Annotated in this window: 6 protein-coding genes; all 6 read right to left on the bottom strand. The window is 72.0% G+C overall.

The window, feature by feature from the left end:
* On the bottom strand, nt 1-2,000 hold a 2,000-nt coding region (locus GTY96_RS33570; protein ID WP_161666854.1), incomplete at its 3' end, for a non-ribosomal peptide synthetase.
* Nucleotides 1,997-8,758 carry a polyketide synthase gene (locus GTY96_RS33565; RefSeq protein WP_201756638.1) on the bottom strand — a complete coding sequence of 2,254 codons (6,762 nt, stop codon included), beginning with the start codon at nt 8,756-8,758 and terminating at the stop codon, nt 1,997-1,999. The genes GTY96_RS33570 and GTY96_RS33565, both read right to left, overlap by 4 nt.
* A 173-nt stretch (nt 8,759-8,931) precedes the next feature.
* Nucleotides 8,932-9,810, bottom strand: a complete 879-nt coding sequence (locus GTY96_RS33560; protein ID WP_161666853.1) for an alpha/beta hydrolase — start codon at nt 9,808-9,810, stop codon at nt 8,932-8,934.
* On the bottom strand, nt 9,807-11,555 hold the full coding sequence (locus GTY96_RS33555) for a DUF885 domain-containing protein (protein ID WP_143905613.1): 1,749 nt from the start codon (nt 11,553-11,555) through the stop codon (nt 9,807-9,809). The genes GTY96_RS33560 and GTY96_RS33555 overlap by 4 nt, the downstream gene beginning before the upstream one ends.
* A gap of 27 nt (nt 11,556-11,582) precedes the next feature.
* Nucleotides 11,583-12,170 carry an NYN domain-containing protein gene (locus GTY96_RS33550; RefSeq protein WP_143905615.1) on the bottom strand — a complete coding sequence of 196 codons (588 nt, stop codon included), beginning with the start codon at nt 12,168-12,170 and terminating at the stop codon, nt 11,583-11,585.
* 37 nt (nt 12,171-12,207) lie between these two features.
* Nucleotides 12,208-13,095, bottom strand: coding sequence for a LysR family transcriptional regulator (locus GTY96_RS33545; protein ID WP_143905617.1), 888 nt, complete (start codon nt 13,093-13,095; stop codon nt 12,208-12,210).
* Between the last annotated feature and the right edge of the window lie 71 nt (nt 13,096-13,166).

Raw genomic sequence — 13,166 nt, 5'->3', positions numbered from 1 at the left:
ACGTCGTGGGGCGAGAGGCCCGGAGCCTCCTGCATGGAGGCGAGGAAGTTGACGACGGCGCGGTGGGGGACGCGCACGCCCTTGGGCTTGCCCGTGGAGCCCGACGTGTAGATGACGTACGCCACGGCCTCCGGAGAGACCTCCGGCGCTGGGGGCGCGGACTCGGGTTGGGACGCCGTGTCCTCGATGAGCAGGGGCTTCACGGTGGTGGACGGCAAGGACGCCACCAGCGCCTGCTGCGTGAGGATGGTGGAGAGCTTCGCGTCGTCGACCATGAAGGCGAGGCGCTCAGGCGGGAAGCCCGGGTCCAAGGGGACGTAGCCAGCGCCGGCTTCGAGGATGCCGAGGAGGCCGACGACCATGTCGGGGCCGCGCTCGGTGAAGAGGCCGACGAGGCTACCGGGGGTGACGCCCTGCTGCTGGAGGGCGTGAGCGACCTGGTGGCAGCGCTGGAGCAGCTGGCGGTAGGTGAGGGTGACGCCGCCGGAGCGCAGGGCGACGGAGTCGGGCGTGGCCTGGGCCTGTGCGGCGACGAGGGTGTGGACGAAGGCCTCGCGGTCGAAGGGCTTCGCGGTGGCGTTCCAGTCCACCAGCACGCGCTGCTTCTCCGCTTCGGGCAGCAGCGGCAGGCGCGACAGCGGGGTCTCCGCGTTGGCGACGACGCCGCGCAGCAGCTCTTCGTAGCAGGCCATCCAGCGGCGGACCGTGGTGCCATCGAAGAGGTCGGTGTTGTACTGGCACTCCAGCACCACGCGGCCATGAGCCTCGGCCGCGTTGATGAAGAGGTCGAAGTTCTCGAAGTGACGCGGGTTGCTCGCCAGGGTGCAGGTGAGGCCCTGGAACCCGAGCTGATCGCCCGTCACGGCCTGATCGACGTTGAACAGGACGTTGACCAGCGGAAGCCGGCTGGGGTCGCGCGGCAGCGCCAGCTGCTTGAGCAGCGTGCCGAACGTGTACTCCTGGTGCTCGTACGCATCGAGCATCGTGGTGCGCAGCTGCTTGAGCACCTGCGTGAAGGGCGCCTCCGCGGACACCTGGCTGCGCAGGGGCAGCGCGTTCACGCAGTGGCCCACCAGGTCCTTCAGCCCGGCCACGGACTGGCCCGCGGCGGGGATGGCCACCACCACGTCTTCCAGCCCCGTCAGCCGGTGCAGCAGCGCCTTGAAGCCCGCGAGCAGCGTGGTGAAGAAGCTGCCGCCGTGGCGAGCACCCACGCGCTTGAGCTGCTCCACGAGCGCCGGCTCCAGGACGCAGTCCTCGCGCCGGGAGCTGTACGTCTTCGACGGTGGGCGGCGCCGGTCGAGCGGCAGCTCCAGCACCGGCAGCGTCCCGGAGAACCGCTGGAGCCAGTACCGCTCATGCGCCGCGTACTCCGGGGTCGTGGCCAGCTTCGCCTGCGCGCGGGCGTAGTCGCTGAACGTGGGCGCGGGCGCCAGCGTGTGCGGGGTCCGCCGAACGTGCGCCGAATAGAACGTCGCCAGGTCGCGCAGCATCACCGCCATGGACCAGCCGTCGCACACGATGTGGTGCGCGGTCAGCGTCAGCAGGTGCTCCTGCGCGCCCAGCCTCGCGAGGCGCGGGCGCAGCAGCGGGCCGGTCTCCAGGGGCAGGGGCGTCTCCACCTCGTGGGCCAGCAGCTCCCCGACGCGGGCGTCACGCTCGGAGGAGGACAGCGCGTCCAGCGCCAGGACCTCCAGCGGGAAGGGTGTGGTGGCGGCCACGCACAGCGTGAGGCCGTCCGCGCTGAACGTGGTGCGCAGGGCTTCGTGGCGCTCCATCAGGTCCTGGAGCGCGGCGCGCAGGCTCTCGACGTCCAGCGGACCGTGCAGCCGCACGGACATGGACTCGTTGAAGGCGGCCGAGGCGTCCGGGCCCATCTGCACGCCGGTCCACACCTCGCGCTGGGGCTCGGTGGAAGGCGCGGTCAGCAGCAGCGCGGGCCCGGCGAACGGATCGAAGTCGTCAGGCATGTCGTGCGGCGGGGTGACGGAGGTCTTCATCGGGTCTCGCTCAACTTGACGAACTTGCCGGGCACCGTGGGGTGCGGGACGAACCAGGCGGGGTTGCCCTGCGGATCACGCCCCAGGCGGGCGCCAGGGACGGGGGGCTGGCTGGAGTCGAGCGCGGCGGCGGCCTGCGGCTGGGGACGGGCCGTGCCCGGCAGGAGGCCCGCGTCCTGCAACTCCGTGACGCTGTCCTGGAACGCGGTGATGAGGCGCTGCACGTCCGCCTCCGAATGCGCGGTGGTGAAGAAGCACGGGAAGCCGTCCCAGATGTGGATGCCCTTGTCGCGCAGGAGGCAGAACAGCAGGTCCCCGTGCGCGATGTCCGCCGTGACGAACGTCTTCCACAGCGACCCGAAGTGCTTGATGCGCAGGGGCGCGCCCACCTCGTCGAAGAACGCGTTGAGCGTGCGGGCCAGCGTGTCCGCCTTCGCGCTCACGCCGCGCTGCAACTCCGGGCCCGCGGCCTTCATGTGCTCCAGCGCGGCCTTCGCGGCGGCGAGCGCCAGCGGATGGCGCACGAACGTGCCGGCGAAGTACGTCACGCCCACCGAGGGCACGGACTCGTCGCCGAACCGCCAGTCGCCGCCGTCCAGCGCGTCCATGAAGGGGCGCTTGCCCGCGATGACGCCAATGGGCATGCCGCCGCCCACGACCTTGCCGTACGTCGCCACGTCCGCCTGCACGCCGAACACCGCCTGCGCTCCGCCCGGGTGCATGCGGAAGCCGGTGATGACCTCGTCGAAGATGTAGACGGAGCCGGACTTCTGGGTGAGGTCGCGCAGCTGGTGCAGGAACTCACGGGGCTGGAAGTCCGGCCGGCGGCTCTGCACCGGCTCCACCATGATGGCGGCCAGCGAGTCCGCGCGCGCGCGCAGGAGTTCGAGCGACTCCGGCGTGCCGTAGTCCAGCACCAGCACGTCCTGCACCGCGCCCGCCATGATGCCCGGCGCGGCCGGCACGGTGCGCAGGCTCTTGGTGCCGCGCACCAGCACCTCGTCGAAGATGCCGTGGTAGCTGCCGGAGAAGATGGCCACCGTGCTGCGGCCGGTGACGGTGCGGGCAATCCGCATCGCGCCCATCACCGCCTCGGAGCCGGTGTTGCAGAGGGCCGCGCGGTCCGCGCCGGTGAACTCACAGACGAGCTTCGCCACCTCGCCGGCCAGCGGGTGCATGGGCCCCAGCTCGTAGCCGTCGTCCACCTGCTTGTGCACCGCCTGGGTGATGAAGTCCGGCGCGTGGCCGAACATCACCGAGCCGAAGCCGTTGAGCGCGTCCAGGTACTCGTTGCCGTCCACGTCCCAGAGCCGCGAGCCCTTGGAGCGGTTCACCGCCAGCGGGTAGATGAGCTCCTTGAGCAGCGGGCGGAAGCCCGTCACCACGCGCGGGTCGGACAGCTGGCCGCGGTTCTCCTGCGCGGAGCGCTTGGAGCCTTGCGTCTTCGCGTTGTAGCGGCGGGTGAAGTCCTCCAGGAACGTCTGCTGCCGGGGCGTGAGCGCGTCCTTCGGCGCCAGGCTGATCCGCGCGATGGCGCCGAACGCCTTCTTCACGTCGTACTTCACCGGGCCCTTGAGCTCGGCCTCGTCCGGCGCGGCGGAGGCCACGGGGGCCGGCGCGCTGGGGGCGGGCTGGGCCGCGGGGGATGCCGCCTGGACCGGGACCGCCTCCGGCGCGTGCGCGGAGGGCGCCGCGGCCTGGAGCTGCGCGGTCTGGCCGGACAGGAGCGCCAGCTGCTGGGTCATCAGGAAGAGCTGCTGCGCGACGACCGCCTGGATCGTCCCGGGGGGCGCGGCCATCGCCTGGGCCTGGAACGCGCCCAGGGCCTGGGCGGGGAACGCGCTCGGGAGGGGCGCGGTTGGATGCTGCGCGGGGAGCGCGCCGCCGGCCTGCGCGGGGGCCACCTGTGGCTGCGCGAGGACGTTCGCGGTGAGCTGCGCGGTGGCGACCGCCGGTGCGGCCTCCGGCGGCATGCGGCCGTCGAGGAACGTGGCCAACTGGGTCAGGGACGCAACCTCTTCCAGGAGCTGCCGGAACGTCACCTTCACGCCGAACTGCTTCTGGACCGCGAGCGCCGCCTGCGTGAGCACCAGCGAGTCCAGCCCCAGCTCCAGGAAGCTCGCGCCCGGATCGGCGTCGGCGAGCTCCAGCCCGCTCAGCTCCTCGAACAGGTTGCGCAGGGTGGGGACAAGGCGTTCAGCGCGAGGAACAGGGGCGGGACTCACGGCGGCTCCGGTGGAGGGTGTGGGGGCGGGCACCACGGCCCGCTCGAGGTCGATCCAGTGGCGCTGCCGCTGGAAGGGATAGGTGGGGAGGGTGACGCGCTGACGCTGCTCGTCGGCGTGGAAGGCCCTCCAGTCCAGGTGGACCCCGCGGCGCCACAGCTGGCCCACGGTGCCCAGGAGGGCGCTCCAGTCAGCGCCATCGCCGCCGGACTCGCCCAGGGACGTGAACACCCGCGAGCGCTGCTCCGCCGTGGCCTGCTGCCGGGCCAGCGTGCCCAGGGTCACGCGCGGGCCCACCTCCAGCATCAGACAGTCGCCCTGGTCCCAGAGCGTGCGCAGCGCGGGCGCGAAGCGGACCGTGTCGCGCAGGTGCCGCGCCCAGTACTCAGGAGACGTCGCCTCGGAAGGCTTCAGCCAGGTGCCCGTCGCGGTGGAGACGATGGGGATGCGCGGCTCGGACAGGCGCACGCCCTTCACCGTGTCCAGGAAGGGCGCCACGGCGGCGTCCATCATCGGCGAGTGGAACGCGTGGGAGGTCTGGAGCAACCGGCACGCGGTGCCCTCCGCCTCCAGCGTGGCCTGGAGCTGCTGCACGGCCTGCGTGGGGCCGGACACCACGCACAGCCGCGGTCCATTGTCCGACGCGATGGCCAGGCCGTCCGGCAGCCGGGAGGCCACCGCTTCCGCGGACAGGCGCACCGACAGCATGCTGCCCGGCGCCTGCGCCTGCATCAGCTGGCCGCGCTTCGCCACCAGGTGCAGCGCATCCTCCAGCGTGAGGACGCCCGCGAGGCACGCGGCGACGAACTCGCCCACGCTGTGGCCCACCAGCGCGCCCGGCCGCACGCCCCAGCTCCACCAGAGCTGCGCGAGCGCGTATTCGACGGTGAAGAGCGCCGCCTGGGCGAACGACGTCTGGCGCAGCGCCTCGGCGGCCTCGGGCGACTCCGGATCCTTCGGGAAGAGCAGCTCGCGCAGGTCGCGTCCGAGCAGCGGCTTGAGCACCTCCGCGCAGGCATCCACCGTGGCGCGGAAGGCCGGCGCGTGGCGGTACAGCCCCTGCGCCATGCCCGGATGCTGCGAGCCCTGGCCGGGGAAGAGGAACGCGACGGGGGGCGTGGACTCCAGCGCGGAGGCCTCCGCCTCGGCCGCCGTCAACGCCTTCACGGCCTCCTCGTGCGTCCCCGCCACCACGGCTCGCCGGAACGCGAACGCCTTGCGGCCCGTGGCGAGCGTGTGCGCCACGTCCGCGAGCGGCGTCTCCGGATGCGCCTGGAGGTGCGCGGCCAGCCGCCGCGCCGCCTGGGTCAGCGCCGCGGGCGACTTCGCTGACAGCGTCAACAGCTGGCGCGGCTTCGACGGACCGGAGGCGGGCCGCTCGGGGGCCTCCTCCACCACGACGTGCGCGTTGGTGCCGCCCACGCCGAAGGAGCTGACGCCCGCGCGCAGGGGGCCTTCGCCCTCCGGCCACGCGGAGCGCCGCGTCTGGACGAAGAAGGGGCTGCGCGGGAAGTCGATCTTCGGGTTGGGCGTCTGGAAGTGCAGCGTCGGCGGCAGCTCGCGGTGCTTCAGCGAGAGCACCGTCTTCAGCAGGCCCGCCACGCCCGCCGCGGCGGTGAGGTGGCCGAAGTTGCTCTTCACCGAGCCGATGGCGCAGAAGCCCGTGTCCGTGGTGTGCGCGCGGAACGCCTGCGACAGGGCCTCCACCTCGATGGGGTCGCCCAGCGGCGTCGCCGTGCCGTGCGCCTCCACGTAGCGGAGGGTGCGCGGGTCGATGCCCGCGTTCGCGTGCGCCGTGGCGATGGCCGTGGCCTGGCCCTCCACGCCCGGGGCCGCGAAGCTCATCTTGGCCGCGCCGTCGTTGTTGACGGCCACGCCGCGCAGCACCGCGTGGATGACGTCGCCGTCCGCCTGCGCGTCCGACAGGCGCTTGAGCACCACCGCGCCCAGGCCGTCGCTGAAGAGGGTGCCGGTGGCGTTCGCGTCGAAGGGCCGACAGTGCCCGTCCTGGGAGAGCATGCCGCCCTCCTGGTACAGGTGGCCGGACTTCTGCGGCACCGTCACCGACGCGCCGCCCGCCAGCGCCACGTCGCACTGGTGCGTCTGGAGCGCCCAGAACGCCTGCGCCACCGCGACCAGCGACGTGGAGCACGCGGTGTTGAGCGACAGCGCCGGGCCGCGCAGGTCCAGCTTGTGCGCGACGCGGGTGGCCACGTAGTCCTTCTCGTTGGCCACCATCGCCTGGAAGGCGCCCACCTGGCCCACGATGTCCTGCCGGGGCTGCACGTGCAGCGGCTGGTAGCTGTTGTTGTGCGTGCCCGCGAAGACACCGATGAGGCCCGGGTATGTCTCCGGCACGCAGCCCGCGGACTCCAGTGCCTCCCAGGCCGTCTCCAGGAACAGGCGCTGCTGCGGATCCATCACCTGCGCCTCCTTGGGCATGATGCCGAAGAAGGCCGCGTCGAACAGCTCCACGCCGTCCAGGATGCCGCGCGCCCGCACGTACTCGGGGGCGTCTCGTTCAGAGGCGGGCACCGACGGGTCCACCTCCTCGCGCGTGAAGGGGGTGACGGACTCCACGCCGTCCACCAGGTTCTTCCAGAAGGTCTCCACGTCGGGCGCGCCCGGGAACCGGGCCGCCATGCCGATGATGGCCACCGGCTCCGCGCCGCCCGTGCCGCCCGCCGCCTGCTGGCGCTTCGCCTGCCGCGCCTCCACCTGCTGCTTGAGCGAAGGCCGCGCGCCGTCGCCCGTCAGCACCGCCGCGAGCTGAGCCACGCTGGGGGACTGGAACAGCTGGACGATGGGGATCTCCAGCCCGTGCGCCTGCCGCAGCCGCGCCACGCACTGGAGCGCCAGCAGCGAGTTGCCGCCCAGTTCGAAGAAGCTGTCGTGGACGCCCACCCGGTCGATGCGCAACAGCCGCGCCCATGCGTCCGCGAGGGTCCGCTCCAGCGGCGAGCGCGGCGCGACGAACGCCTGCTGCAGCTCCGGGCGCGTGGGCAGCGGAGCGGGCAGGGCCCGGCGGTCGATCTTCCCGCTGGGCGTGCGCGGCAGGGCCTCTAGCACGACGAACGCGGAGGGCACCATGTAGTCCGGGACCCGCGTGGACAGGTGTCGCCGGAGCGCCCCCGCCGCGTACTCCAGCGTGCGGTCCGCGACGACGTAGGCGACCAGCCGCTTGTCGCCGGGCACGTCCTCGCGCGCCACCACCGCCACCTGCTTCACCGCCGGGTGGCTCCCGAGCGCGACTTCAATCTCGCCCAGCTCGATGCGGTAGCCGCGCACCTTCACCTGTCCGTCGATGCGGCCCAGGAACTCCACGTTTCCGTCCGGCAGCACCCGCGCCAGGTCCCCCGTGCGGTACGCGCGCTCGCCGGTGCCGGGCTTGAGCGGATGCGGGACGAAGCGCTCCGCCGTCAGCGCCTCGCGGTGCAGGTAGCCGCGCGCCAGGCACACGCCCGCGAGGTACAGCTCGCCGGACTCGCCAGCGGGGACGGGCCGCCGCTGCTCGTCCAGCACCAGCAGCTCACAGTCGTCCAGCGCCTTCCCGATGGGCGGCAGCGCGGGCCATGCCTCCGGAGCGCCGCGGAGCACGTAGCTGGAGACGACATGCGTCTCCGACGGGCCATAGTGGTTGTGCAGCGCGCAGCCCGGGAGCGCGGCGAAGAAGGCGCGCAGGTGGTGCGTCACCTGGAGCTGCTCACCCGCCGTGACGACCTCGCGCAAGGCGGTCGGCACCTTCTGGTGCGCGGTGGCGATCTCCGCCAGGTTCTGCAGCGCGATGAAGGGCAGGAACAGCCGCTCCACGCGCTCCTCCGCGAGCAGCCCCAGCAGCAGCACCGCGTCCAGCCGCAGCGCGTCCCGCACCAGCACCAGCGTGCCGCCGGAGCACCACGTGCCGAACAGCTCCTGGAACGACACGTCGAACGACAGCGGGGAGAACTGGAGCGTCCGCGTTCCCAGCCCCGCCACCGACTGGCCCAACTGCCACGCGATGAGGTGGGCCAGGGGCCGGTGCCCCATCGCCACGCCCTTGGGCGTCCCCGTGGAGCCCGACGTGTAGATGGCGTACGCCAGCCCCTCCAGGCCTGACGCGTCCACCGGCGTGGCCCTGGCTTCCGGGGCGAAGAGGGCGGGGGACTCATCCAGACACAGCACCGGGCCCGCGAACGCAGGCAGCCCCGTGCGCAGCTTCGCCTGGGTGAGCAGCACCGGCGCCTTCGCGTCCCCCAACATGAAAGCCAGACGCGGCGCGGGGTAGGCGGGATCCAACGGGAGATAGGCCCCGCCAGCCTTGAGCACGGCCAGCACCGCCACCAGCATCTCCACCGACCGCTCAAGACAGACGCCGACGAGCACGTCCGTGGTGACGCCCAGGTCCCGCAGGTGGTGGGCCAGCTGGTTGGAGCGGCGATCCAACTGCGCGTACGTCAGCCCCGTGCCCTCGAACCGGACCGCCTCGGCGTCCGGCGTCCGGGACGCCTGCGCGGTGAAGCGTGCCACCACTGTCTGCATGACCGCTGCGTCCAAGGACTTATCCCCCAGGGCCATCCGACCATCTGGATTCAAGCGTTTGACGTGTAGAGGATGGGAAAGACGGGCCAACCCAGGACCGGGAGCATGCCATGTCGTGGCGGAAGGATCGCGTCCGGGCAGATTCCTGTCAGGCGGACGACCCCTCGACTGGACTCACGTCCCTGCATTCAAAGAAAGCGCGAAAAGAAGGAAAGCACGCGGCGAGGATAGGCATCCGGGGAAACCCGTAAGTATTCGCCGTGGCCCGCGCCCGGGACGAGCCACTTCTCCCAGGGACCCTGGCCCTGGCGCAGGAGCGCCTCCAGCGCCGCGTCCGGCACCCAGGGGTCCTCCGAGCCCGCCACCAGCAGGACGGGGCGGCCCTCCAGCGCGGCCATGTCTCGAGCGGGCCGGACGGCGTTCACGTCCACGCCCGCACGCTTCATCACCCCCAGGGCCGGCCACAGGCCCACGGGGCCCCAGTGTCCCAGCTCGTCCTGGAGCGCCTGCGCGGGCGCGACGGCCGCGGCCTCCACCACGACGGCCTTGAGGCGCGCGTCCTCCGCCGCCGCCTTCAGCACCGAATAGCCCCCCAACGAGAAGCCGAGCGCGCCAATGCGCTTCGCGTCCACCTCTGGCTGGCTCGCCGCGAAGTCCACCGCCGCCACCACCTGGGCCGCCTCGCGGTCGCCGTAGGTGGACACCGTGCCTCCGCTCTCGCCGTGCGCGCCCAGGTCGAAGAGCACCAGCCCGTAGCCGGCCTGCGCGAGGAACCGGGCCTCGGGCAGCAGCTGGGTGCGGTTGCCGGACAGGCCATGCACCAGGATGACGAGCGCCCCGTCCTTCGGAGGCAGGTACCAGCCCTTGAGCTGGAGGCCGCCACGGTCCTGGAACGCGACGTCGCGCAGGCCGGCGAACACCGCGTCCTCCGGGGGGCGCTCCACCGGCTGACGCGGGGGATGCACCTCCGCGGAGATGTAGCGCGCGCTGCGCACCGCGACCCAGGCCGCCAGCGCCAGCAGCGCCAGTCCGCCCAACGCGAGCCCGGTGACGAGCGGGCGCTTCACGCGGACTCCCGAGCCACCCACGCGTCCAGCTTCGCCTCCAGCACGTCCAGCGGCAGCGAGCCCGTCAGCAGCACCTGATCATGGAACGCCTTCACGTCGAAGCGCTGGCCCAGCGCGGCCTCCGCCCGGTCGCGCAGGGCCCGGATGCGCAGCTGGCCGACCTTGTACGCCAGCGCCTGGCCCGGCCACGCGATGTAGCGGTCCACCTCGTTGGTGATGTCCAGCTCCTGTCGGGGGGCGTTCTCCATGAAGAAGTCCAGGGCCTGCTTGCGCGTCCACTGCTTCGCGTGCAGCCCCGTGTCCACCACCAGCCGCACCGCGCGCCACATCTCGTAGGCGAGCTGGCCGAACTTGTCGTGCGGGTCGTCGTACAGGCCCAGCTCGTCGCCCAGGGACTCGCAGTACAGCGCCCAGCCTTCGTCGAAGGCCACGTAGGACGTGAAGCGGCGGAACTCCGGCAGCTCAGTCTGTTCGGAGGCCAGGGCGATCTGGAAGTGGTGGCCGGGCACGGCCTCGTGCAGCGTCAGGGGCACCATCTCCCAGACGGGCCGCGTCTCCGGACGGTAGAGGTTCACCTGGAAGATGCCGGGGCGCGAGCCGTCCGCCGCCGCGGGGAAGTAGAAGCCTGTCGTCACGTCCGGGGCCATCGCCTCCGGGATGGGTTCGACGACGTAGGGCTTCTTCGGCAGGGTGCGGAACAGCCGCTCCAGCAGCGGGTCGATGCGCTTCGCCAGCGCCCGGTAGCGCGCGAGCAGCGCGTCCCCGGTGGGCTCGTAGAAGCGCGTCTCCGTGCGCAGGCTCTCGAAGAACGCTTGCAGCGTGCCGGTGAAGCCCGTGCGCGCCATCACCCGGTCCATCTCCGCGCGCAGCCGCTGGACCTCCGCGAGCCCCACCGCGTGGATCTCCTCCGGTGTCAGGCGCGTCGTCGTGTGCCGGCGCGCGAGGAACGCGTACAGCGCCTCGCCGTCCGGGAACTGCCAGACCCCCACGGTCTCCGGCGCCGCGGGGAGGTACTCCGCCGTGAGGAAGTCCAGCGCGCGCCTGAGCGCGGGCACCACGGTGTTCGCGATGGCGTCGCGTCCCGCCTGGGCCAGCCGCCGCGCGTCCTCCGGGGCGAAGTCCTTCGGGAGGCGGGTGAAGGGGCCAAAGAAGCCGCTCTCCGCCGGGTCCTTCACCAGCTGCCGCTCCAGCTGCGGCGGGATGCGCTGGAGCACGACGCGCGGGTGGATGCGGTGCTGGCGCAGGCCCTCGCGCATCAGCGCCACCACCTGATCCGCGTAGGCGCCGAAGCCCTCCAGGCGCTTCACCCAGTCCTCGTAGTCCCGCACCGTCTCGAAGCGCAGGGTGTCCGCGAGCTGGTACGCCGTCTGGAGCCCCGGGGGCTGCTTGAGCCCCTCCGGCAGTCCGCCCATCTGGTTGAGGGGCAGAAGGTGCCACTTCGCCCCGTACTCCTCCACCCACGTCTCATGCATCCGGCGGAAGAGGTCCAGGTGGAGCCGGTCCGCGTCGTCGTCCAAGGCAGCCCGGTCCACGCCCTGGAGGCGGGCCAGCACGTCGTGGCTGTGCCGGTGATCCGCCTCCAGCGCGGCGAGGCTCAGGTCGTCCCACCGGTCGTTCCAGCGCCGGTCCCCCAGGAGCGAGGCATACGTGGGGTACTGCTGGAGTGAGTACTGCCACTCCGCTTCCAGGAGGGCATGCAGCGCGGCGGACACCGCGCCGCGCGCGGGAAGGGGCTTGGAGGACATGGACCGACTCCGGGAAGGGGACCGCGGTTAGACGAAGAGCGAAGGATCGAACTCGTCCACGTTGACCGGCAACAGGCGAGGCAGGGGGCGCTGGAAGACGCGGGCGTTGAGCTCCAGGTCCACCACCTTGAGGCCCGACGGCATGAGCTCGCGGAAGCGCTGGCTCACGTATTCGCGCAGCCCCAGCACCGCGACCTGACGCTGCTCCGCCAGGAGCGGCTTGAGCGCCTCGGCGAAGTCCGCGCCGTCGTGGCTGGCCAGACCCACCGCCGCGCCCGGACGCTGGGTGCGGATGTTCTCCAGGAGCTTGAGGATGCCCAGGTCCACGACCTTCTGGTCCGGCCGGCCGTGCAGCAGCGCGACCTCACAGCCCGCGGACTTCAGCGCGCGCACGAAGCCAATCATCGCGTCCGGAAGCTGCTCTCCGCGTGCGTTGAGCACCACCACGCAGCGCACCGGCTTGGGGAAGTAGGTGTCGCAGAAGGCGACCAGCCGATCGAACTGAACCCGGTCCTGGGGCTCGGGTTTGCGTCCGACGATGTTGGAGACGGCCCAGTCGACGTTCTCGGCGTCGATGAGGACATACGATGCGGCGGCGGGACGAACGGATTGCATGGGGGAACCATACGCGGGCCGCTGGCGCTTGGGGGCTTCATCGATGCGCGCGGATCCGCTGGAACTCCTCCACCAGCAGCTCCGACACCCGCCGCACGCGCGGGATGTCCAACGCGGACTTCGCGCACACCAGGTGTGTCTGGCTCCGGGAGAAGGGCCCCAGCTCCACCTCCAGCGGCACCAGCTGCGTCGCGCGTGTGAAGCGGTGTGACATCCGCGCCATCACCAGCGCGCCCAGGCCGGCCTCCGCCGCCGCGACCAACACCAGGTAGTTGTCCGCCGTGAACGACGGCGTGAAGCCGGGGATCATCGTCTCCAGCTGGGGGTTGGGCGGCACCGCTTCGAAGGGAGGCGACCACGCCACCCAGGGCAAATCCTGGGGCGTCACCTTCTTCGGCAGCCGGGCCTTGAGGGCCTTGGAGACGAAGACGGCGTTGGGCACGTCCAGCGTGTCCACGCATTGGAGGTCCGGGCTCGTCGGAGGCCGGCCGCGCAGCGCGAGGTCCGACTCCCCGCGCACCAGGTCCAGGTACTGGATCTGGGACTGGACCTCCAGGCGCAGGCCCGGGTGCTTCTGGGCGACGAAGGCCGCGAAGGGCGCCAGGAAGTCGAAGCTGAAGTAGGGCGTGCCCGTCACGCGCACGATGCCCCGGGGCGAGCTGTCCGTGGACTCCGCCGCGCGGTGCAGCTCCCCGGCCCACTCCGCCATCTTCTTCGCGGGCACGACGAGCCGCTCGCCCGCCGCCGTGAGCGCCGCGCCCTCCACGCCCCGGCGGAACAGCGCCGCGCCCACCGCGTACTCCAGCGCGGCCAGCCGCCGGCTCACCGTGGGCTGGCCGATGCGCAACCGCCGCGCGGCCCCGCTGAAGCTGCCCGTCTCCGCGATGGCGAGGAACAGCCGGGCATCATCCCAGGAGATATCCATGAATGGATGGCATCATGCCATTTTCGTGGATTCCCATCCATCAGCGCATCGCGCATGGTCCCGCCTGTCCT

It is taken from the genome of Corallococcus silvisoli, assembly GCF_009909145.1.
GTDB lineage: Bacteria > Myxococcota > Myxococcia > Myxococcales > Myxococcaceae > Corallococcus > Corallococcus silvisoli.
The sequence above is the reverse complement of the archived record's forward strand: the minus strand, read 5'-3'. Positions and strand labels throughout refer to the sequence as shown.

Bases quoted from the DNA above. Each gene is read 5' to 3' on its own strand.
- GTY96_RS33555 (WP_143905613.1), bottom strand. From the start codon at position 11,555: ATGTCCTCCAAGCCCCTTCCCGCGCGCGGCGCGGTGTCCGCCGCGCTG.
- GTY96_RS33550 (WP_143905615.1), bottom strand. From the start codon at position 12,170: ATGCAATCCGTTCGTCCCGCCGCCGCATCGTATGTCCTCATCGACGCC.
- GTY96_RS33545 (WP_143905617.1), bottom strand. From the start codon at position 13,095: ATGGATATCTCCTGGGATGATGCCCGGCTGTTCCTCGCCATCGCGGAG.